General features: G+C 64.3%; 18 protein-coding genes and 1 pseudogene. 16 read left to right on the top strand and 3 right to left on the bottom strand.

Features of this window, described 5'->3' with window-relative positions:
• Nucleotides 1-165 precede the first annotated feature (165 nt).
• On the top strand, nt 166-2,415 hold the full coding sequence (locus ASF09_RS04735) for a beta-glucosidase (RefSeq protein WP_060525170.1): 2,250 nt from the start codon (nt 166-168) through the stop codon (nt 2,413-2,415).
• A 58-nt stretch (nt 2,416-2,473) separates the two neighbouring features.
• Here ASF09_RS04735 and ASF09_RS04730 read toward each other — a convergent pair whose 3' ends face one another.
• Nucleotides 2,474-3,157 (bottom strand): DUF6445 family protein, encoded by a 684-nt coding sequence (locus ASF09_RS04730; RefSeq protein WP_060525169.1) that lies wholly within the window; start codon nt 3,155-3,157, stop codon nt 2,474-2,476.
• Between the two features lie 205 nt (nt 3,158-3,362).
• Between ASF09_RS04730 and ASF09_RS04725 the strand changes: the two genes are divergently transcribed.
• From ASF09_RS04725 to ASF09_RS20875, 3 genes and pseudogenes are all read left to right on the top strand, one after another.
• Entirely contained in the window at nt 3,363-5,117 is a 1,755-nt protein-coding gene (locus ASF09_RS04725) for a hypothetical protein (RefSeq protein ID WP_060525168.1), read from the top strand.
• Between the two features lie 16 nt (nt 5,118-5,133).
• Complete coding sequence (locus ASF09_RS20880; RefSeq protein WP_235529621.1) at nt 5,134-5,469, top strand: glycoside hydrolase family 16 protein; 336 nt, start codon at nt 5,134-5,136, stop codon at nt 5,467-5,469.
• Nucleotides 5,470-5,490: 21 nt separating this feature from the next.
• Nucleotides 5,491-5,952: pseudogene (locus ASF09_RS20875) on the top strand (glycoside hydrolase family 16 protein); the annotation flags it as partial.
• Here the strand turns inward: ASF09_RS20875 and ASF09_RS04715 are convergent.
• A complete protein-coding gene (locus ASF09_RS04715; protein ID WP_060525167.1) occupies nt 5,949-7,169 on the bottom strand; it encodes an MFS transporter in 1,221 nt (406 codons plus the stop codon). The pseudogene ASF09_RS20875 and the gene ASF09_RS04715 sit on opposite strands and share 4 nt — an antisense overlap.
• Nucleotides 7,170-7,446: 277 nt before the next feature.
• Here ASF09_RS04715 and ASF09_RS04710 point away from each other — a divergent pair, with 277 nt between their 5' ends.
• Together ASF09_RS04710 and ASF09_RS04705 are read left to right on the top strand one after the other, a co-directional pair.
• Nucleotides 7,447-8,361, top strand: coding sequence for an HNH endonuclease (locus ASF09_RS04710; RefSeq protein ID WP_060525166.1), 915 nt, complete (start codon nt 7,447-7,449; stop codon nt 8,359-8,361).
• Complete coding sequence (locus tag ASF09_RS04705; protein ID WP_060525165.1) at nt 8,358-10,100, top strand: class I SAM-dependent methyltransferase; 1,743 nt, start codon at nt 8,358-8,360, stop codon at nt 10,098-10,100. Before ASF09_RS04710 ends, ASF09_RS04705 begins: the two co-directional genes overlap by 4 nt.
• A gap of 143 nt (nt 10,101-10,243) precedes the next feature.
• Here the strand turns inward: ASF09_RS04705 and ASF09_RS04700 are convergent, their stop codons facing one another.
• Nucleotides 10,244-11,131: a LysR family transcriptional regulator gene (locus ASF09_RS04700; RefSeq protein WP_060525164.1), complete on the bottom strand. Its 888-nt coding sequence runs from the start codon at nt 11,129-11,131 to the stop codon at nt 10,244-10,246.
• A gap of 98 nt (nt 11,132-11,229) precedes the next feature.
• On the opposite strand from ASF09_RS04700, the gene ASF09_RS04695 reads away from it, so the two are divergent.
• The 10 genes from ASF09_RS04695 (at nt 11,230) to ASF09_RS04650 (ending at nt 22,915) form a co-directional block, all read left to right on the top strand.
• Nucleotides 11,230-12,333, top strand: a complete 1,104-nt coding sequence (locus ASF09_RS04695) for an aldo/keto reductase (RefSeq protein ID WP_060525163.1) — start codon at nt 11,230-11,232, stop codon at nt 12,331-12,333.
• A gap of 250 nt (nt 12,334-12,583) precedes the next feature.
• A complete protein-coding gene (locus ASF09_RS04690; protein ID WP_060525162.1) occupies nt 12,584-13,684 on the top strand; it encodes a histidine kinase dimerization/phosphoacceptor domain -containing protein in 1,101 nt (366 codons plus the stop codon).
• Complete coding sequence (locus tag ASF09_RS04685; protein ID WP_060525161.1) at nt 13,684-14,148, top strand: response regulator; 465 nt, start codon at nt 13,684-13,686, stop codon at nt 14,146-14,148. The genes ASF09_RS04690 and ASF09_RS04685 overlap by 1 nt, the downstream gene beginning before the upstream one ends.
• 118 nt (nt 14,149-14,266) lie before the next feature.
• Nucleotides 14,267-15,757, top strand: coding sequence for an HWE histidine kinase domain-containing protein (locus ASF09_RS04680; RefSeq protein ID WP_060525160.1), 1,491 nt, complete (start codon nt 14,267-14,269; stop codon nt 15,755-15,757).
• A 91-nt stretch (nt 15,758-15,848) separates the two neighbouring features.
• Nucleotides 15,849-16,199 (top strand): response regulator, encoded by a 351-nt coding sequence (locus ASF09_RS04675; RefSeq protein WP_060525159.1) that lies wholly within the window; start codon nt 15,849-15,851, stop codon nt 16,197-16,199.
• A 137-nt stretch (nt 16,200-16,336) separates the two neighbouring features.
• The gene (locus ASF09_RS04670) at nt 16,337-17,218 is read left to right on the top strand and encodes an MBL fold metallo-hydrolase (RefSeq protein WP_060525158.1); all 882 of its coding nucleotides are present in this window, start codon (nt 16,337-16,339) and stop codon (nt 17,216-17,218) included.
• Nucleotides 17,219-17,308: 90 nt separating this feature from the next.
• Nucleotides 17,309-18,184, top strand: coding sequence for an SDR family oxidoreductase (locus ASF09_RS04665; protein ID WP_056476130.1), 876 nt, complete (start codon nt 17,309-17,311; stop codon nt 18,182-18,184).
• 347 nt (nt 18,185-18,531) lie between these two features.
• The gene (locus tag ASF09_RS04660; RefSeq protein WP_060525157.1) at nt 18,532-20,043 is read left to right on the top strand and encodes an FAD-dependent oxidoreductase; all 1,512 of its coding nucleotides are present in this window, start codon (nt 18,532-18,534) and stop codon (nt 20,041-20,043) included.
• Nucleotides 20,028-21,371, top strand: coding sequence for an alpha/beta hydrolase (locus ASF09_RS04655; protein WP_200912520.1), 1,344 nt, complete (start codon nt 20,028-20,030; stop codon nt 21,369-21,371). Before ASF09_RS04660 ends, ASF09_RS04655 begins: the two co-directional genes overlap by 16 nt.
• Nucleotides 21,368-22,915, top strand: a complete 1,548-nt coding sequence (locus ASF09_RS04650) for a GMC family oxidoreductase (protein WP_235529619.1) — start codon at nt 21,368-21,370, stop codon at nt 22,913-22,915. Before ASF09_RS04655 ends, ASF09_RS04650 begins: the two co-directional genes overlap by 4 nt.
• The last annotated feature ends 122 nt before the right edge of the window (nt 22,916-23,037 follow it).

Below are 23,037 nucleotides of genomic sequence, written 5' to 3'. Positions count from 1 at the left end.
CCCCTCTTCCAAAGTCGAAATCTTGTCAAGCCTGCAACACGCTGGGATCGCAAGGTTGTGAACGTTCTCCAGATGTGCTGTTTGGCCACGCAGGCGTCAGCGACCGGTATGAACCGGGGTCTTGACGCGACTGGACATCAGGGAGGATCCGAAATGGCAAAAACGATGGGCGGCATGTTGCTCGGCGCAACACTTCTATGCGGCATAGGCAGTACGGCATTCGCACGGGCCACATCCGCCCCCGATGCAGCCCCGCGGGCCACCGTCCGGGACGCACGGCAGCGCGCTGTCGCGATCGTCGCGAAAATGACGCTCGACGAGAAGATGGCGCTCGTTCACGGCCTTTTCCCGCCGCTAGCAAAGGGCAAGACGCCGAACGAACTGATCCCGTCGGCGGGTCATATAGACGGCATTCCACGTCTCGGCATTCCGCTGATCCGCGAGAGTGATGCCTCGCTCGGCGTCGCCAACCAGATCGAGCAGCGCAAGGGCGATGTGGCGACCGCCCTGCCCTCCAGTCTCGCCACCGCGGCGACGTTCGATCCGGCGATCGCCCGCGCAGGCGGCGCGATGATCGGCGCCGAGGCCCGTGCCAAGCGCTTCGACGTGCTGCTTGCGGGCGGCGTCAACCTGACGCGCGATCCCTGGAACGGGCGTAACTTCGAATATCTCGGCGAGGATCCGTTGCTGTCCGGCACGATGGCGGGCGCGCACATTGCCGGTGTCCAGTCGAACCGGATCGTCTCGACGGTCAAGCATTTCGCGCTCAACTCGCAGGAGACCGGGCGGACCGTGGTCGACGCGCGGATCGGCGAGGCGGCGCTGCGGATGAGCGACCTGCTGGCGTTCGAGATCGCGATCGAGACCGGCAAGCCGGGCTCGGTCATGTGCGCCTACAACAAGGTAAACGGCGACTGGGCGTGCGAGAACGCGCACCTGCTGAACGACGTGCTGAAGCGCGACTGGGGCTATCGCGGTTGGGTGATGAGCGATTGGGGGGCGGTGCATTCGACCGCAAAGGCCGCCAATGCCGGGCTCGATCAGGAATCGGGCCAGGAGCTGGACCGCCAGATCTACTTCGCCGATGCGCTCAAGGCCGATGTCCAGGCAGGCCGCGTACCCATGGCACGCCTCGACGACATGGTGACGCGCTACCTGACCGGGCTGATCGAGACCGGCGCCTATGACGCGCCGGCGGGCGTGGCACAGGCTATCCCGTATGCGGCGCATGCCGAGGTTGCGCAGCGTGCGGCTGAAGCCGGCATCGTGCTGCTTAAGAACGAGGGCAATGTCTTGCCGCTCGCCCGTACCGCCAAGCGCGTCGTGCTGATCGGTGGACGTGCCGATGTCGGCGTATTGTCGGGCGGCGGTTCGAGCCAGGTGCGGTCGGTCGGTGGCGCTCCCGTCGAGATTCCCCTGACGAGCGGCGCCGCGATGTCGTTCGCGCGCGTCACATGGCACGCGTCCTCGCCACTTTTGGCGATCCGCGCCGCGATGCCGCAGGCAAAGGTCACCTGGATCGACGGTCGTGATCCAGCTGCTGCGGCCGCCGCCGCCAGGGCCGCGGACATCGCGATCATCTTCGCGACGCAGTGGACCACCGAGGCGCAGGACGTCGCCGACCTCTCGCTGCCCGAGCATCAGGACGATCTGATCGCGGCGGTCGCGGCGGCACAGCCTAGGACCGTGGCCGTGATGGAAACGGGTGGCCCGGTATTGATGCCATGGCTGTCGGCGGTATCCGCGGTCGTGCAGGCCTGGTATCCCGGCCAGCGCGGCGGACCGGCGATCGCCAACATCCTGACCGGACGCGTCAATCCCTCCGGCCGGTTGCCGATCACCTTCCCGGCCGCCACGTCGCAGGCGCCTCGATCCGCGCCGGTCGGGCTGGACAGGCTGAGTACAGCCGAGGCACAGGCCGCCGCCGATCCAGGCCATGCCAGCGAGCATCAGCTGCCGAGCTTTCCGGCGGACTATGTTGAGGGCGCCGACGTCGGCTATCGCTGGTACGAGAAGACCCGTGCCAAGCCGCTGTTCCCGTTCGGTCACGGCCTCAGCTACACCGGCTTCGCCTACCGCAACCCGGTCGTCACCGGAGGCGCCACGCTCAGCATCAGCTTTGATGTCGTCAACACCGGCCGCATTGCGGGTGCCGACGTGCCGCAGATGTACGTGACGCGCGAAGGCTCAAACGCGCCGATGCGGCTTGCCGGGTTCCGGCGGGTGACGCTGAAACCCGGCCAATCGACCCATGTGACGCTCGTCGCCGAACCGCGCATCCTCGCGGACTACGACACCAAGCTGCCTGGCTGGCGCGTCGCCGGCGGTCGGTACCGCGTGGCCCTCGCTCGCAACGCGAGCGACCGCAGCATCGTATCGACCGCGACGGTCAGGGCTGCGACGATGAAGCCTTGACGATCTCTCCCTCCGCGTCGCGCCGGTGACGCGGGAATCGGTGCGGGGCGACCGGACGCTACGCCCCGCCGACCGACAGGAACGCGGTGACCGTCAGCCGCCCTCTGGCGGGATCGGCCGAGAGTACGGCATCCGGCCTGATCGCGCCGCTGTGCAACAGATAGCTCGGATAGACGAGCGCGCGGTTGTAACGCGCCTCCACCGTCAACGTTCGCTCGAACAACGGCGTGTCGTCGAAGACATAGGCAGGCGGCGGTACACTCCCCAGGCGCATCTCGGCTTCGAGCTGTCCGAAGAAGATGGGGGCGCGGTCCTCGTCCACGGTCTCGAACCCGGTCGATCGATGGCGGAAGAATGCGGTGCCGTCGCCGTCGTCCAGCGACAGGTAATGGACCAGCGCGATCCTGTCCGCACCGAACGCATCGCAATGCGGCAGGCGCTGGCGGACATTGAGGTCGCCGGGGGGCGTGGTCACGATCGAGAAGCTCGCATCGATCACGTCCACCGCGCCCGTCCGTCCGAACATCGGCCCGAGGATCTTCGCCAGCACCGCGGACTGCCGGTCGACATAGGTTTTGGGAAGCGCACCCCGGATCCCCGGATAATGGTGCGCGGCAGGCTCGAACGGCACCCGCAGCGCAGCGGTACGCAACGCATCGGGGTCGACTGCGAACCCGTCGATCACCACCACCGGCTGCGCCTCGCGTCCGACGCAGTGCAACGTGAATACCGGTTCGATCATCGTGTTTGTCCTGCAAGCGAAGTCCCCGTACCTGCGCCGTGTAGCGCGCGCGGCCGTTCTTCACCAAGCCGATGCGCACCGCGAGAGGCCGCAGTCGAATGAGGGCATTGAGGTGCACCGATGCTTGGCCTAGTCCGTTCGTCGCTACCGAAACGGGCCGCGCGATGCGGCGACAGGGTCGGGGCAAAAGGAAGGGAGGCCGAGCTTGAAGCCTGATCCGACGCGCCGATCCGTTTTGGAAGGACTGGCAGTTACGGGCCTCGCCGCAGCGTTACCGAACGCTGCCGCCGCGAAAGTCGCCGCCCCGCCGGACTTCGGCCCCAACGTCTTCGTCGTCGATTCTTCGATGCCCCGCGACCAAGTCCAGGCACGGCTCGACGCCATCTTCGCCGCGCAGGAGCGCGCCCACTTCACCGATGCGCGCCACGCGATCCTGTTCAGGCCGGGCCGTTACGCAGCTGATGTGAACGTCGGTTTCTTCACCCAGGTCGCCGGGCTCGGGCGCCTGCCGGGCGACGTCGTCATCGACGGGCATGTCCATGCCGAAGCCGATTGGGCGAAGGGCATGGCGCTCGTCAATTTCTGGCGCGGCGTCGAGAATCTGGCGGTACGGCCAGCCGACGGCGCTGATCGCTGGGCGGTGTCGCAGGCCGCACCCTATCGCCGCGTCCACCTGCAAGGTGACTTGGCGCTCGACGATGGCGGCTGGTCCAGTGGCGGGTTCATGGCGGATTGCCGGATCGACGGGACGGTGCGGTCCGGCACGCAGCAGCAATGGTTCACCCGCAACAGTCATATCGGCCGGTGGCACGGATCGAACTGGAACATGATGTTCGCCGGCGTCGAGGGCGCCCCGGCGACGAGCTTCCCCGAGCCGCCCTACACCAGCCTGCCCTCCGTATCGGTGGTCCGCGAGAAACCCTTCCTGCACGTCACGCCGACAGGCAGCTGGGCGGTCTTCGTTCCCGCCGTCCGCCGCGATTCCCAGGACACGAGCTGGACCAAGGATGCAGCTGCGGGGTCGTCGATTCCACTGTCACGGTTCCTCATCGCCCACCCCGATACGCCGATCACCACGATCAACGGGGCACTGGCGGCGGGTAAGCACCTTCTGCTCACTCCCGGCATCTACCGTATACGCGCCCCCCTGCGGATCGACCATGCCGGCACGGTCGTATTGGGCCTAGGGCTGGCGACGCTACTTGCAGAAAACGGCTCGGCCGCGATCGTCGTCGCGGATGTTCCGGGTGTCGCAATCGCCGGACTGCTGATCGACGCCGGACCGATCGAAACGCCGACCCTCGTCCAGGTCGGCCCGCGCGGCGCTAGGCGCGATCACAGCCGCAACCCAACCCTGATCGCCGACCTGTTCTTCCGTGTCGGCGGCGCGACCGTCGGCAAGGTGCAGACCTGCCTGGAAATTAACAGCCACAATGTGATCGGCGATCATCTCTGGATCTGGCGCGCCGACCACGGCGATCGCGAGACCGGCCGCGTCCATGTCGGCTGGACCGAGAGCACCGCCGACCAGGGCCTGGTCGTCAATGGCGACGACGTCACCCTCCACGGTCTGTTCGTCGAGCATTTTCAGAAATACCAGGTGACGTGGAACGGCGAGCGCGGCCGGACCAATTTCTACCAGTGCGAGCTCCCCTACGATCCGCCCAGCCAGCGCGCGTATATGGCGGGCACGACGCGAGGCTGGGCCGCGTACAAGGTCGTCGATACCGTCACGGCGCATGACGCGACCGGGCTGGGGATCTACGCCAACTTCACCGCCGATCCGACGATCGTACTGGAGAGCGCGATCGAGGCACCACGCCGACCGGGCGTTCGCTTCGCAAGCATCACAACCATCTCGCTCGGCACCGGCCAGGGGACGATCGCGCATCTGGTCAACGACGCAGGCGCTGCAGCGCGAACGGGTGCCGTCCGCCAGACGTTCGTCCGCTATCCATGAGCACTCGGAGCAATCGATGATCCTGCTGATATTAGCGGCGCAAGCTGCCACTTTGGGTGCGACCAATTACAGCGTGAGCGGACCGATGCCCACGCCCAAAGGCAAGCCGAGCTTCGCCGACGAGTTCGACGGCAAGGCGATCGACCAGACCAAATGGCGCTTCGACGTCTCGCGTAATGCCGAAGGCTGGTACAATCACGAGCGTCAATATTACGCCAAGGACCGCGCCGAGAACGCCCGGATCGAGCGCGGCGCGCTGGTGATCGAGGCACGCCGCGAGACGCTGAACAAGGCGCAGTTCGCCGATTGGGGTGGTCAGGGCTATACGTCGGCCAAGCTCGTCTCGCGCTAACCACGTGGCTATGGCTTTTACGAGGTCCGCGCGAAACTGCCCTGCGGTCGAGGCAGCTGGCCGGCAATTTGGCTGCTCCCGTCCGGCGGCACATGGCCGGACGAAGGCGAGATCGACGTGGTGGAGATGGTCGGCTGGGATGCCGGCATCGTTCACGCAACGGTCCACAGTGGCGCCTTCAATCACGTCAAGGGTACGCAGCGCGGCGCACAGACGCGGATCGCGACGGCATGCACCGCCTATCATCGCTATCAACTCGATTGGCGCGCCGGTGTAATCACGATCGGCGTCGATGGCCATGCGATCATGCGCGTCGCCAACGACCAGCCCGGCGGCAAGGCGGCATGGCCGTTCACGCGTCCCTACGACGTGATCCTGAACCTCGCAGTCGGCGGCGACTGGGGTGGCCAGAAGGGGATCGAGGATGGCTCCTTTCCGCAGCGGATGACGGTGGATTACGTCCGCTACTGGCGTCCCCGCTAGCGTCGGCCGCGTGTCGCGAGGATGATCAGCCCGCCGCACAGCGTCAGCGCGGCTAGGACGAGCAGGACCGCATGAAAGTCCCTCGGGGTCGCGAGCGACCAAGTCAGCGCTGGCCCGAGCAACCCCGGCAATGTGTTGGTAAGGTTCAGAACCCCCAGATCGCGCCCGCGGTGACGAGGGTCTGGCAGCAGCTGCATGGCGAACGACGCATGAAGCGCGAGGAAGACTGCAGCGCCTGTAGTGTAGACACAGAAACAGAACGCACCGCTAGTGAAGTCGTAGGCGGCTGCCATCCCCACTAGTCCGACCGCGGCCACGATCGCGGCAACGAACAAGAACGTTTTGGTACGACCCGAACGATCCACCAACCGACCGGCCAGTACAGCAAGCGGCAGCGGCACGGTGTACGCGACGATCATTACCGCCCCCATCCGCGACGCGATCGCCGTCGGCGCGACGGTCGGTGCTACGCTTTCAAGGTAGTAGAAGAGATAGACGAACAATGCGCTGCCGGCAACCTGGACTAACAGGCGCGCGATCCACGCCAGGGCAAGATCGCGGTGGATGACAGCCCTGGTCGGCGCCGTCGTATCATACCTCGTCACGGGCTGAGCGCGCGTTAGGAGCAGAGGGATCGTACAGGCGACCATCACAACCGGAACCATCGCCAACCGCCCGGCGTCGCTGAGCACGGCGGTCGCCATCAGCGCCGCTGCAAGTGCCGATGCGACCGGGTTCGCCATCGCCAGCAATCCTCCCGCCACGCCCTTCTGCGCATCGGGCACTTCGTCTGCCATGATCGCCAGCAACGGCGCGAGGAGCGCGTTCACCGCAATCTGGAAGACCGCAACGGCCAGGATCAGGCCTGTGGAGGACGTCGCCATAAAGATCGCAACGTAGGACAGCGCCGTAGCAGCAACCCCGGTGCCAAGCCACGTCCTCCGCCCGCCGCCGCGTGTCACCGATCGATCGCTAAGCCAGCCGAACGCGATGTTGGAAAGGCTGGCCGCTAACCCACCTGAGACAACGATCGCAGCGAGGACTCCGAGTCGCCCCACCCCCCCGACTGCGTCGACCTCCATGGGCAGCAACAGCGTCAGTAACGGCAGGTAACCGACGACACCACCGATATAGGCTAACGCTAAGGTCAGCAGGAAGCCCGTCGAACGGCGATCGGTGGTGTGAGCCGTATTTAGAAAAGCGGATCGGCGGGGCATCGTTAAGCTCTAGGATATCGACATCTGGGCAAGCAATTGGCTGTAATCATCTGCGTTGCAATGAACGAAGCGATTCCAATATTATACTACGCTAGTGGGCGGAAATCTGCCGGACGCGCGTCGCCAAGGACCCAGAACCGGACGTTCGAAGCCGCATCTGGACTCCCCGAAAGCGGCCGTTCGTTCAGCAGCAGCAAGTTCCACGATCGCTGACTGCTGACCGTTGAACGTTGTTAGCAAGGTTGCTCCAACCCGAGAACCGCGTCACGATCCTGGCATGAAGGGTGTGTTCGAAATCAGCGGTGCATCGCGCTACGACGACATGATCGCGGAGCGGTACCATTTCCCACGCATCTACCTGCGCGCAGCCGAGGCATGCGTCGGTGATTGGATCATTTACCGCGAAACTGGCTCGGCGGGTGGGCGCAAGGCCTATGTGGCGGCCGGCCTAATGCACAGCATCGATCCCGATCCCGCCGACCGCACGCTCTTCTACGCCCGCATCAGCGACTTCATCGAGTTCGATCGTCCCGTGCCATATCGCGATCCGGACGGCCGGTTTCTTGAGCGTATGCTGCGCGAGCTGGATAACCCCGCCATCGCTGGTCGCACGCTACGCGGTCGATCGGTTCGCGCCATTGATGATGCTGACTTTGCTGCCATCGTGAACGCCGGGTTGGTCGACACGCTATCGCCCGAACACGCGATCCGGCTTGAACTCGATCCCCGCCACATCGACGCCTCCACGGCCGCATTGCTGGCCTCACCGCCCGACGAGCGGCGCGTGGCGCAGCTACTGGTCAACCGCAAGGTGCGCAGCGCCGCCTTCCGCGGCCATGTGATCGACGCATGTGACAACCGTTGCGCCGTGACGGGGCTGCGTATGGTCAATGGCGGTGGAAAGGCGGAAGCTCAGGCCGCGCATATCTGGAGCGTGGCCGATGGCGGGCCGGACGTCGTGCAGAACGGCATTGCTCTGTCCGCGACCGCGCACTGGTTGTTCGACCGTCACCTCATCAGCCTCGACGATGAGTGCCGGCTGCTGGTGTCGCACAACAAGGTGCCGTCCGAGCTCATTCGGCTGTTCCCACAACCGGGCGAGCGCGTTCGCCTGCCGGTCGATCCACGGCTCCACCCGCGCCCCGACTATGTCGCCCGGCACCGTGCCCGTTTCGCGGGTCTCGACGCTTGAACAGTTATTTAGACGTCGTTGCTGCCTATGACGGCCAAGCCGACATGCTAGCCGAGCGGTATGAGGCGGTATCATCCGAGCATATGCTGGCTCAGGTTTTGCCGGTCATTCCGGACGGCAGCGACAGCAAGCTGGCGCTCGACGTTGGCGCCGGCACAGGACGTGACGCGGCCTGGCTGACCTCACGCGGCTACGAGGTTGTGGCGGCCGAGCCTGCTGCAGGCATGCGCCGGATCGCAGCCGAGAAGCATAGGAACTACGGCGTAAGGTGGGTGAACGATACCCTGCCCTCACTCGACCATGTCCATGGGCTTGGGCTTGCCTACGATCTCGTGCTGCTGTCAGCCGTCTGGCAGCACGTCGCGCCCGCCGATCGGCCCCGTGCCTTCCGCAAACTCGCCACGCTGTTGAAGCCGGGCGGCATTCTGGTGATGACGCTGCGCCATGGTCCCGCCCCGTCCGTTATGCAGATGCATCCGACCTCAACCGCCGAGATCGAGGGACTGGCCCGGGCGTACGGGCTGGAGGTGTTACGGGTTGCGGCCTCCAGCGATCAGGGCGGACGCGCCGGTGTGACATGGGACGTTATAGCGCTCCGCATGCCCGATGACGGCACCGGCGCGCTCCCACTGGTGCGCGGGATCGTCCTGTCCGACGAGAAGTCGTCCACCTACAAGCTGGCGCTGCTCCGCGCCGTGGCACGCATCGCCGAGTATGCGTCTGCCGCAGCTACGCCAGCACCCGATGGCCGCGATGCAGTCGAAGTGCCGCTGGGCTTGGTCGCGCTAAACTGGCTAAGAATGTACCTGCCCCTGGTTCGGGCGAAGCTCCCGCAGATGCCGGGTAATGTCGGCATCGAGCGACTGGGCTTTGCCAAGGACGGGTTTGAAGCACTGCTCGCGCTCGGCACGGCACCCGTCGAGCTACGGGTTGGTGCCGTCTTCGCCCGCGAGCAGGCCAACGCCATCGCTTCCGCGCTGTCCCGGGCTGCTCACACAATCGCCAAGATGCCGGCAACCTTCACCCGCTATCCCAACAGTGACATGCAGGTGTTCGGCGTCAGCCGCGGGCGGCGGGGCGGTGCATCCGCAACCGTGCTCGACCTTGAGACACTGCGCGGCTGGGGTTTGATCGAGGTGCCGGGCCACCTGTGGCGGGCTATGTCGCGGTTTGGGTCCTGGATCGAACCCATGCTGGTCGCTGAATGGTCCCGCCTCATCCGCGTCTATGCCGACCGTATGGGTCTGGCGGTCGCGCCCGGCGCTGCAGAAGCCGCCCTGGCGTGGGTAGAGCCGGTTCGCACCACCGCTCTTGGTCGCGACGTGGTCCAGCGGCTGCTCGGTCGCGGGCAGTCGATCGAGTGCGTCTGGACGGGACGCCCCCTCAAGCCGAACAGCTTCGACATCGACCACTGCCTGCCATGGTCGGTTTGGCCATGCGGGGATCTGTGGAACCTGATGCCGGCGCACACCCGAGTTAATCAGCACGAGAAGCGCGACCGCCTACCATCGGCCGCTGCAATGGCAAATGCGCGAGATCGCATCATCGGCTGGTGGGAGGCAGCCTATCTGGAGGATGACGCGCTTCGACCTCGTTTTCTGCGTGAGGCCGCTGCGGCACTGCCACTAAACGATGCTGTAGGGACCACAGCTGTCTACGATGCGCTGGACTGGCGACGCCTGCGACTATGGCAGGACCAGCAGGTGCCGCAGTGGACACCTGCGAACGCATTGACCTGACTCGACCCAAAAAGCGACATTCGAGCCCGTCTTCCGGCTTCCGAATTCCAGACGTTCATTCATAGTCGATGCGGCTGTTATAGGGCGGCCTTACCGACCGTAGATACGATCGGCGCTCATGACAGCCTCGCCCGACGCCGGGACTAGACGCGCATCGCGTCGACAAAGGCTCGGAACGCAACAGTCGGCTGACGCCGGCTTGGATAATAGAGGTGGTTTGGCGGCAGGGTCGGCGCCCAACCGGCAAGCACCTCGACGAGCGTCCCATGGGCCAGTTGCCGCTCCGCGTGCGGTATCGGCAGACAAGCGATACCGAGCCCGGCCACCGCGGCGTCGCGCATCACGTCGACGTCGTTCGTGACGAAGTCTCCAAGGATGGTGCGCTCGAACGCACGCCCGTCGCGTTCGAATTCCCAGCGGTGCACGATCCCCGACGAGGTGTGCCGGTAACACAGGCAACGGTGCGCCTCGAGATCGTCCGGCGCGGCGGGCGGGACGCGATCGGCGAGGTAGATCGGCGAGGCGACATAGACGAGGGGAACAGGACCGCTGATGGGGACCGAGATCATGTCCGCCTGCAGCGTCATCGCATGCCGCACACCGCAGTCGAACCGATCGGCGACGATATCGACGAGGCCGTCCTCGACGACAAGCTCGACAGCCACCGCAGGATAGGTGCGCGCAAAATCGGCAAGGCGGGGCAAGATCGCATAAAGCGCGGCAGGACGATGCGCACTGACGCGGATGCGCCCGACCGGCTTCCCGCGATCGCCGTCCAGGTCGCCCAACGCGGTTTCCACCGACTCGATCGCTGGTTTCAGACGGAGTAGCAGGGCTTCGCCCGCCGGAGTCGGCGCGAGCGAGCGGGTCGTCCGGTCGAGCAGGCGGACGCCGATCTTCGTTTCGAGCGATCGCATCGCATGGCTCAGCGCGGATGCCGACAGGCCGAGACGCGTTGCCGCCCGCGCGAAGCTGCCCGCCTCAACGATCGCTGCGAACACCGCGAGTCCGGACCAAAGATCGCGATCCATTGCTGAATATCCTTCAGCGACCCATGCGCCACAGCCCGTCTAATCCTCCGGCGTCTTTGCGTCCATCTTGGACTGGACACAGTGCAGGACGCTTTTTGATGACCCTCGAAACCTATCGCTCGCTTGGCCGCTCCGGTCTCCTCGTCAGCCCTCTGACGCTCGGGACCATGACCTTCGGCACGCCGCGCTGGGGGCTGGACGAAGCCGGCAGCCGCGCGGTGTTCGATCGCTACACCGAACTCGGGGGCAATTTCATCGATACGGCCGACGTCTATGCCGGTGGACGATCAGAGGAAATGGTCGGCGCCTTCGTTGCCGAACGCTCTCTCCGCGACCGGACCGTGATCGCGACCAAATCCGGCTTTGCGACCGGGCGCGGCTTTCATGCCGGTGGCAACGGCGCCCGGCACATCCTGGCCGCGGTCGACGGTTCTCTGCGCCGCCTTCGGACGGATTTCATCGATCTCTACTGGGTGCATGTGTGGGACGGGATTACCCCGGCCGAGGAAGTGCTGCGGACGATGACCGCCCTCATCGCGGCGGGCAAGATCCGCTATTGGGGCATGTCCAACACGCCGGCCTGGTATGTCGCCGAGCTCGCGACGCTGGCACGGATGCAGGGACATGCAGGGCCGATCGGGCTCCAGTATTTCTATTCGTTGGTCGAGCGTAGCGTGGAGAACGAGCATGTCCCGCTCGCGCTATCGGCCGGGTTGGGGTTCGTGCCGTGGAGCCCCCTCGCCTACGGGCTGCTGACCGGGAAATATGATCGCGCCGCGGTTGAGGCAGCGCCGCGGCGGCAGGGTGGCGTCCCCAATCGCGGCGATACGACGGCAACGACGCGGCCCCAGGATGACAAGCGGCTCGACGGCGACAACCCGTTTGGGGACACGCTGTTCACCGACCGGAACTGGCGAATTCTCGACGTGCTCAAGCGCGTCGCCGGAGAGCTTGGTGAGACGCCCGCGCGTGTTGCCCTGGCGTGGGTAGTCGGCCGACCTGGCGTCGCATCCACCTTGATGGGCGTGAGCCGAGCCGAACAGGTCACTGACAACGTTGCGGCGCTCGATCTGCATCTGCCGCCGGAGCAGCGCGCCGCGCTCGACGATGCGAGCAGCGGCAACCAGCCATTCCTTTACGGCCTGTTCGAGCCGACAGTGCGAAATCAGGTCGTGTTCGGGGGTGCCGATGTTCGTAGCTAAGTCAGGCTGACCCACAGGCGGACACTCACGAGCCATTTCCGCTTTCCCCATGTCTGCCATTCGTTCAGCTTCCAGCCTGCAGACGGGGCGCAGATTTTCGATCTCAAAGAGGCTTTGTACGCGCAAGCCATGCCGCCCAATGGTCATGCCTGAGTGAGACGAACTCGATCTCTCAGCGGAACGGAAAACGATCAAAACGATTTAGTCCCGGCACGGAGTTCGGCTGGTCGGCACGCTCCACGGAGGCGTGATGAAGCAGCGGGACGATTGGCATCTGACGGAAGCACTCGATTACGAGCACGGACGAGCGGACCCTTTTGCCGCGGCTGTTCGGGCTACCCGAATGCCTATGGTCATTACGGACCCCGCGCAGACCGATAACCCGATCGTCTTCTGTAACGAAGCCTTTCAAACGCTGTCGGGTTATGACCGAAGTGAAATCATCGGCCGTAACTGCCGCTTCCTGCAGGGGCCCGACACTGACCGAGAGCAAGTGACTAAGGTGCGTCAGGCAATCGACGCCCAGACCGACATTGCCGTGGACCTTCTAAACTATCGAAAGGATGGATCTGCGTTCTGGAACGCGTTGTACCTGAGCCCTGTACGCAATGACGCCGGCAAGGTTGTATTCTTCTTCGCCTCCCAGCTTGATGTTACTGACCGTGTCAAAGCGCAGACTATAATTTCAAAGCAAAAGTTATTGGTCGAACAGGAGGTCGAGGCGCGCACGTCAGACCTCGAGGCCGCGCTAGATGCGAAAACTCTGCTGCTTCACGAAGTCGACCATCGCGTAAAGAACAATCTTACGATGATCGGTTCGCTTCTGCGTTTGCAGGCGCGTAGCATATCAGACCCGGCCGTTTCATCAAAACTTGAAACCATGCTCGAACGGGTTGATGCGCTGGCGACAGTGCATCGCCGTCTTTATCAGTCGGACGACGTCACCCGGTTCGATGTCGGGGCGTTTACCGAAAATCTAATCAGCGACGTCGTTGGTGCCAGCCGACGCGACGACATCAAGCTTGTTTCGAAAATTTCGCAAATAGAGGTGCCGTCCAGTAAGGCGGCATCGCTTGGGTTGATCCTCAACGAAATAGCGACCAACGCCACCAAGCATGCATTTGCCGACGAGCGAGCCGGTACGATTTCCGTCCGCACCGCCCTAGAAGGCAATAATGCCCTGATCGAAATCACCGATGATGGGCATGGGATTGCCAGCAATGACGTTCAGCCGGACGGCATTGGCAAAATGCTTATTTCCCGCCTCGCCAAGCAAGTCAGGGCCGACGTCGTGTGGTCTGACGCCGCCCCCGGTGTTCGTGTATCTCTCTCATTCCCGGTGGACGATTAATGAATGCACGTGCCCAACCGCCGTTGAATGTGCTGATCGTCGAGGACGAAGCTCTTTTGGCGATGGATATTGAAGCGATGATCGAAGACGCCGGTCACCGTGTCGTCGGCGAGGCCGCGTCTCTCTACGAAGTTGAAGACCTGGCAAGCGATCTCCATCCGGACCTGGCTTTTGTTGACATACAGCTTGCGAAAGGCACCAGCGGCCTAGATGTCTGCGCGTTGATCAGGAAGCGATGGGCGGGCGCGATAGTCGTCTTCGTCACTGCAAACCCGCTCAAGATCCCAGCCGACTTTGCCGGTGGCCATGGCGTCATACCCAAGCCCTTCTCCCGGAATGGTCTGATGTCCGCAATGCGCTACATCGAAGAGGGTGTCTGCGATCCACCGCCCGTATCCCCGCAGCCAGCGAGCTTCATTGCTGCGCCCGCGTTTGCCGCAGAGTGGTCCCAGACCAGTCCCTGATTTCCGGGTGATAAGCGACAATCCACGGCCTCACGAAGTGGGATGACAGATGACAGAAGTTATACATAAATTCGATTACGTTGATCCATCAACGTCTTACCGCTAGGACGTTCCCGCTTTGGACCGTCAGCCACTCCCACCTTCGCCTATTCGACCGTACGATGCCTCAGGTGTCGTACGCGAGGCTGTCGACGCCTTTGCGTCCCGCCTCAACGAACATGACCCCTTCGTTGCGGCGTTCGATCACTGCATTACGCCGATGGTCGTCAGCGATCCAACGCTACCGGACAACCCGCTGGTTTACGTCAATCGTGCGTTCGAGGCTCTGACGGGGTTCTCGGCAGTCGAGGTCGTTGGCCGGAACTGCCGTTTCATGCAGGGACCGTTGACCGATCAGGCCGACGTCCAACGCATGAAGGACGCAATTGCTCTCCGTAAGCCGATCGATATCGACCTCCTGAATCACCGTCGTGATGGCACGCCGTTCTGGAACCGCCTCATGGTCGCGCCCGTGCATGACGCGACCGGCAGCCTACGCTACTTCGTGGCATCCCAGCTCGATGTCACGATCGAGCGGCACGGGCTGTTGCAGTTGGAACGCGACCGCGACACGCTGAGTGCCGAGCTTGCGAAGCGCGAAGTTGCGCTAGCCGAACGAGAGGCCCGCCTGGCACTTGCGCTCGATGCTGGCGGACTGGGCACTTGGACCATCGACCTGCCAGAATGGCGGCTCAGCTACTCGCCAAGTTGCCTGACGAACTTTGGCCGGCCTGTCGGCGAAAAGTTGTCGATAGAAAGTATGTTGGCATGCGTCCATCCAGAGGATCGAGACCTCCTCACGAACTCGCTGAACAGCGCTGTCGAGCATGGCACGCGGTATAACGTCGAATACCGTATATTGACGCCTGAAGGCGAGCAACGCTGGATCCATTCCCAAGGCTCGCTGCAGCGCCGTGCGGATGGCACTCCGTTGGCGGTTTCGGGCTTTTCGAGCAATGTTTCAGCGCGCAAATTCGCCGAGGAGCAACGTTCGGTTCTGGCCCATGAACTGACACACCGCGTGAAAAACACGCTTGCGACAGTCAGTGCCGTTGTCAGTCAGACGCTACGCGATGCTGCGTCCCTCGCTGAGGCTCGGGATGCGGTATCGGGCCGCATCGCCAGCCTAGCGTCTGCCCACGAACTGCTGCTCAAGGACGAGATCGAAGGCGCGGCGATCGGTGAGATCGTCGAGCGGGTGCTCGCGCCGTTCATGGACAGCAACGGTCGACGTTTTTCCGCTGTCGGCCCGACGATACGGCTGACCCCGGAAGTGACACTTGCGTTGTCGATGGCGCTGCACGAGCTGGCGACCAATGCGATCAAATATGGCGCCCTTTCGGTACCGGAGGGCCAGGTGACCATACGCTGGGACCTAAACGGCAATGCAACGGAACGCCGGCTTACCTTCTCCTGGACGGAGCAGGATGGTCCTATCGTTGCAACGCCAACACGTATTGGATTTGGTACGCGAATGATTGAGCGCGTCTTGTCACGCCACATCCGCGGCAAGGCGGAGATCCAATATCTGCCTGAGGGTATTCGCTTCGTGATCGAAGCGCCGATCTAGGCTTTCAACCTTGTCTGACATTTATTAACGCCGTGGCGGGCCCATTGCGTGAGCACAATGGTTAAAAGCTCAGCTTATCGGGATTTGTCATATGTGCCATGTGCTCGTCATCGAGGATGATTTCCTCATCGCCGATCACATCATCCAGCTGATCGAACGGGCTGGCGGCACATCCTTCGATCAGGCTGCCTCTCAAGAGGAGGCAATCGATGCCGCCAGATTGCGGCCTCCTTCGATCATAATGTCCGACGTCAATCTCTCAGCCGGTACCGGCCCTGCCGCGGTGGAAGCCATCATCTTGGAGCATGGGCCGACGCCCGTGATCTTCGTGACTGGCACGCGCGAGGCATGCCACGTAAGTTGGCCATCGATGGTTGTTCTCGACAAGCCAATCAACGAACAGGCTCTTATCGCGGCGTTCCAAAGCCTGGCGCCCGCCTGAGACAGCAATCGCCGACGGTCAGTGAAGCAGTAGCCCCATCGGCCTTACCGGTAAGACCGGGTACTTCATCAAGTTGTCTCAAGTCACTGAACCCGCCACGTTCCTTACGATATCCAACAATCATCATGGGAATGTAGATGACCCTTCGTTCGATAGCCGCGCTCGGAGTTGCCGTATTCTTGGGGGCGACGGTGCTGGCAAAGCCAGTGCCGATCGCGCCTGCGGCGGTGCCGTTCAGCATCGGCTCGATGCGTACTGTGGCCTTGCGGGACATGATCAACCGCGTTCCGAACGACGGCAGCGTGTTCGGCAAGAAGGAAGGCCCGGCAGCTGTCGCGGATATATTGCGGAAAGCAGGCGCGCCAACCGACGCGCTATCGCTCGGTGTCGATGCGCTGCTTGTCCGCATGCCGGGACGTATGGTCCTTATCGACACTGGCCTGGGCCCCAAGGTTGGTGGCGTCCTGATGCAGAGCCTGGCGCTCGCCAAAGTATCGCCGGCGGACATTACTGACGTCCTCATCACGCATTCGCACGGCGATCATGTCGGCGGCCTGTCGAGCGCCGACGGCAAACTGGCGTTTCCCAACGCGACGATCCGTATGACGCGCGCCGAATGGGCGTTCATGCAGAGCCAGCCCGACAATGCCGCGCTAGTCGCGACGATCACGCCGAAGGTCATGCCGTTTGATCCTGGCGCGGCCGTGATCCCGGGTATCCGCGCGGTCCCGCTGGCGGGGCACACGCCCGGCCATAGCGGCTACGAAATCACGTCAGACAGCCAGAAGCTACTCGACATGGGCGACACTGCTCATAGCGCTATCGTGTCTCTCGCCAGGCCCGAATGGATCATCGGCTACGACACCGACGGCGAGCAGGGGCGCCAGCGGCGGACGGCCGAGCTGGCCAAGTTGGCAGCGAGCGGCGAACATGTGTTCAGCCCGCATTTTCCGTTCCCAGGGCTCGGCCAGATCGTCAAGGCCGGCACTGCTTATCGCTGGCAACCGGTGAAACGCTGACACCGACGGGATGCCGTCGTCACGTGCGGCCGCCCGGCACGTTATTCCTCCTGAGCCGTTTGCTGCTGATAGCCACTAGCAGGAACCGCTATGACCGACGATCCGCGTACCAGCCAGCCGACAAGTTTTCCTGATGAGCCGCGGCAGCCAAGACCCGGTTTGACGGCGAGGATGCGAACCAAACCCGATCACGGCGAGGAGAGCTACGTCGGCAAGGGCCTGCTGAAGGGCAAGGTGGCGCTGATAACCGGAGGGGACTCCGGTATCGGCCGGGCAGTGGCGATTGCTTATGCCCGTGAGGGAGCCGACGTTGCGATCTCCTACCTTGCCGACGAGCAAGCCGACGCCGAAGAGACACTGACGTGGGTAGAAAAGGCGGGGCAACGTTGTGTTTTGCTTCCGGGCGATCTTCGCGACCGGGATCACTGCATAACCCTGGTTGAGCGTACGATCGCGGAACTCGGTGGCATCGATGTGCTCGTCAACAACGCTGCCGCTCAGACAATGAACGAGGGCCTTGATAGCATCGACGACGACGAGATGCAGGCCGCGTTCGCCGCTAACGTCTTTGCCATGATCCGTTTGGCCAAGGCAGCAGCGCCGCACATGAAGCCGGGTTCGGCGATCATCAACACGACCAGCGAACAGGCAAAGGTCGCTGGCAAGAACATGATTGTCTACGCAGCAACCAAGGGCGCTATCTCTAGCCTGACGGTGGGCCTGTCCAACCTTCTATCCGGCGAAGGCATTCGCGTAAACGCGGTGGCGCCAGGCCCGATCTGGACGCCAATCCAGCCGATCGCCAAGTCACCGGAGGAACTGGAAACGCTCGGCCAGAACACGCCGCTCGGCCGCGCTGGACAGCCAGGCGAACTCGCTTCCGCCTATGTGATGCTCGCGTCGGCGGAGGGGAGCTACATGTCCGGTAATGTCGTGGCCGTGACCGGCGGGGTTCCAATTTCCTGATTCTGATGGCTAAACCTCAGCCGGCTGCACGTCCGCAGTCAGCTGAGGTGGCCATAGGATCTATGGTGCACCAAGGCTTTCAGGACGCCACGATTGGGCCAGCGTCAGCCGCTATTACCAGAGCAGAGGGGTCGGTGATCCGCTTGCCCCAGCTAGCAGGCCCAGAAGCGGTTCTAAGCACGATTGTTGTAGCAGACGGTTTCCGAGCGCGAATCATCTTACTTGGCGAGCTTGGTAATCGTTGATGCAAAGCACTTTTGCAGTCGAAGCTGCTCACCGAGAACGAATTTCCACGGCACCGGATGTCGATTTGCATCGTTCACTCCGGAATTTGGGAGATTTGGAACATGGCAACGATCGATCTCGGCAAGGGCATGCCCGCAGCGGACCTGCACGACGACAAACCGGTCGCGGGATCATTCGGCAGCGAGGACGTTATTCTGGTCCGGCATCGCGGCAAGGTCTGCGCGTTCGCTGGCAAATGCACCCATCAGGGCGCACCGCTGGAAACCGGCCTCGTGATCGACGGGACAGTGCGCTGCCCGTGGCACCACGCGCGCTTTTCGCTCAGTGACGGCGAGGCTGTCGCCGCCCCTGCGTTCGCGCCGCTCGACACGTTCACCGTGGTCGAGAAGGACGGCGTCGTCACCATTACCGGCAAGGAGGAGCAGACGCGGGCCACCCCGTCGACCCGGTCGATCGGCAAGGTCGTCATCGTCGGCGGCGGTGCGGCGGGGCACGCCTGCGCCGACATGCTCGCACGCTCGGGTCTCGGCGGCGACGTCACGATCCTGTCCGACGACGCCGATGCGCCCTATGACCGGACCGCGGTTTCGAAGGACTATCTCGCAGGCGATGCCGAGCGGGACGATACCGCACTCCCCGAACCCGGCCTGGGTCGCGGTCCTGCGCCGAACGTCCGGACCGGCGTTGCTGTCGCGTCGATCGACGTAGAAGGTCACGCTGTCGTCACCGCCGACCAAGACCGCGTCCCCTACGACGTTCTCATCCTCGCCACCGGCGCGACGCCGGTCACGCCGGACACCGTGAAGGCCGCGGATAACGTGTTCGTGCTGCGCACGCTTGCCGACGCTGACGCAGTCAAAGCCGCGGCAAAGGACGCGAAGCGCGCGATCGTGCTGGGCGCGAGCTTCATCGGGCTCGAGGCCGCCGCATCGCTTACCCAAGCCGGGCTTTCGGTGACGGTGATCGCCAGGGACAGCGTACCGCTCGCCAAGGTCGCAGGGCCGGAAGTCGGTAAGTTCGTGCAGGCGCTCCACGAGGAGAAGGGCGTGACCTTCCACCTCGACTGCGAACTCGCGCAGTACGACGGCCACACCGCGATGCTCGACGATGGCACGGCTATCGAAGGCGACTTGCTCGTGGTCGGCGTCGGTGTCGAACCACGGATCGACCTCGCCAAGGCGGCAGGGCTGAAGATCGCAGAAAAGGACGCTGGCGGCGGCGTCTCGGTCGATGCGCAGTTACGGACCTCGGCCGACGGTATCTACGCGATCGGCGATATCGCGAGCTATGCCGACCCAAGGCTCGGCCACCCGATCCGCGTCGAGCACTGGGTCCATGCGCAACGGCAGGGCCAATGGCTGGCGCGCTCGCTGCTCGGCGCAGTCACCGGCGGCTATGGCGACACACCGTTCTTCTGGACCGGGCAGTATGACACCAGCCTCCATTATGTTGGTCACGTAGCCAAACCCGACGACCGCCGCATCGAAGGCGATGTGGCCGCTGGCGACTTCGCAGTCTTCCTGAAGGAGGACGGCAAGGAGCAGGCCGTGATGACCTGCGGCAACCACGACGAGATCGCGCTCAAAAAGGAGGCCGCATGGGACGCGGCGTGATGCGCCCGACGCTGTTCTTCCTGCATGCGCTGGGCGGCAGCGCCCGGTCGTGGGACGCGGTGATCGCGCGACTCGGCGCGTTCGACTGCCGACCGCTCGACCTGAACGGCTTCGGCGATGCGTCCGACGCGACCGGGTTCACGGTGGAGGAGATGGCCGACACCATCGCCGAACAGATCCGCGCGGAAAACGCGGACCGATGGATGCTCGTCGGCCACAGCATGGGCGGCAAGATCGCGACGATTCTCGCGCAGCGATCAGAAGCGGGACGCCTCTCCGGGCTGGCCGGCGTAGTGCTTATGGCCGCGTCGCCCCCCTCGCCCGAGCCGATCGACGACGAACGCCGCACGACGATGATCGACTGGGTGAAGCAGGGCCCAGTCGGTATCGAAGACGCCCGCGACTTCGTCGACCAGAACATCGCCGCCCCGCTGCCGCCTGCTGTCTATGACGCCGCCGTCGCCGACGTTCAGCGCGCCAATCCCCAGGCATGGCGAGCATGGCTCGAACAGGGCTATCGCGAGGACTGGTCGGATCAGGTCGGCACGCTCAACACCCCTGCCGTGATCATCGCCGGCGCCGAAGACGGCGATCTGGGCGAGGCGAACCAGCGCAAGCTCAACGTGCCGCATTATACCCACGCCCGGTTCCAGAGCATCGCCGGCGCCGCGCATCTTCTCCCGTTCGAACAGCCGGACAGCGTCGCCCACCTGATCCGCGATCACGCGCACGCCGTCGGTGCAGCGAGCATCCCCGCCGACTATGAACGCCTGATCGCCTCCGACCGCGTGAGCGCGCGCACCCGCGCGACGCTGGCCGAACGCGCGATCGCAGACGACCCCGACTATCAACCCAAGATCGTGTCGGCGAAGCAACTCGAAACCCTGCGCGCGCTCGTCGACCGCGTGATCCCGCAGCACGGCATCGACCTCGCCGCGCGGATCGACACGCAACTCGCGGGCGGCGAAGGCGATGGCTGGCGGTTCGCCGCGCTTCCCGTCGACGCCGACGCCTATCGCGCAGGGCTCGACACGCTCGACACACTTGCGAACGGGGCTTTCGCCAAACTCGCTGGTGAAGACCGCGACGCCCTGCTCCACACGATCGAAGCCGCCGACTGGTCCGCCAAGACCCCGCTTACCCCCGAGCAAATGACCTTGTGGTTCGAGGACGTTCGCGCCGACGCCGTGCGGTTGTGGCTCGCGCATCCGGCAACGATGGCGCGGGTCGGCTATGACGGCTTTGCCATTGGTGGCGATGGCGTCCGCAAGCAGGGCTATGCGCTGACCGCCGCCGACGAACGCGAAGGCTGGGAGCCCGCACGATGAACCTTGACCAGATGCGCGCCTATGCCGAGACCGATGTCGTCGATGTCGTGGTGATCGGCACCGGTGCCGGCGGCGCACCGTTGCTGGCCCGCCTCGCCAAGGCCGGGCTGAAGGTGGTCGCGCTCGAAGCCGGCCCCAACGGCGAACCCCAACGGCACACGCCGGATGAACTCGCGGCGAGCGACATCTACTGGATCGACGAGCGGCTGAGCGACGGCGCAATGCCGCAGGCGTTCGGCGGCAACAACAGCGGCACCGGCGTTGGCGGGTCGACGCTGCACTGGGGCGCGTTCTGCCCTCGTCCCGATCCGCGCGATCTGCGCCTAAAGACGCTGACCGGCCAAGGAGAAGACTGGCCGATCGAGCACGCCGAGCTGATCCGCTACATCGAACAGGTCGAGGCGTTCATTGGCGTTTCGGGCCCCGCCGATTACCCGTGGGACGCGGCCCGCCGCTATCAACTGCCCGCGGTCAAGCGCAATGCGCCCGCCGATGCGATGGCGGCGGGGTGCGCCGCGGTAGGCATCACCGCGACCGACGCCCCCGCTGCGCTGGTCTCGCGCGACTGGCGGCAGGAAGGCGGCGGGTTGCGTCAGGCCTGCGTCAATTGCGGCGCTTGCCATCAGGGGTGCCGCAACGGCGCGAAGGCGTCGATGGATACCACCTATCTCCCGCTCGCGGTCGCCGCCGGCGCCGAGATCCGCCCCGGCTGCCGGATGACCGGGGTCGAGCGCGACGCCGCCGGCCGGATCGTCGCGGTAGTCTACCGCAACGGCCGGCAGGAGCACCGTCAGCGGTGCGCCGCGGTCGTGCTCAGCGCAGGCGGCGTCGAGACCCCGCGCCTGCTGCTCCACATGGGGATCGGGAATGCGAGCGGTCAGGTCGGCCGCAACTTCATGGCGCATGTCGCGACGCAGGTCTGGGGTCGATTCGATGCCGAGATGCGCTGCAACCGCGGCTATCCCTCGTCGCTGATCAGTGAGGACATGCTGCGCCCAGACGGTGCCGATTTCGCGGGCGGCTACCTTATGCAGAGCCTCGGCGTTCAGCCCGTCACGCTGGCGACGTCGTTCGCGCGCGGCGGCGGGCGCTGGGGCCAGGAGCTGGTCGACGTGATGGACAAATACCTCCATTTGGCCGGCATCGGTATCAACGGCGAATGCCTGCCAAGCGACGACAACCGACTGGTGCTTGCTGACGAAACCGACGCGTTCGGCATCCCCAAGGCGCGGGTGACGTTCGGCTATGGCGCCAACGAGCAGGCGATCGACAAACACGCGATCGCGACGATGACCGCGATCTGGCAGGCGGCGGGCGCCCACGACATCGTCACCCTGCCGCGCGCCGCGCATACCATCGGCACCTGCCGGATGGGCGAGAGCGGCGATACCGCGGTCGTCAATCCGTGGGGCCGCAGCTTCGCGATCGACAATCTGTGGATCTGTGACAATTCGGTCTTCCCGAGCTCACTCGGCGCCAACCCCGCGCTGACGATCATGGCGCTGAGCCTGCGTACCGCGGATCGGATACTCGGGAGCGGTTGAGGATGGCGAGTACGGCAGGACCCACAATCGGTCGTTCAACGCGCTCGCCAGTCGTCCCAACTTTTGCCGGTCGTTCATATTGACAAAACGGGGGGCGGCACCAGCGGGAGCCGGCAACCTGC

The sequence above is a fragment of the Sphingomonas sp. Leaf242 genome (assembly GCF_001422045.1).
Taxonomy (GTDB): Bacteria; Pseudomonadota; Alphaproteobacteria; order Sphingomonadales; family Sphingomonadaceae; genus Sphingomonas.
This window is presented reverse-complemented; position numbering and strand designations above follow the sequence as displayed.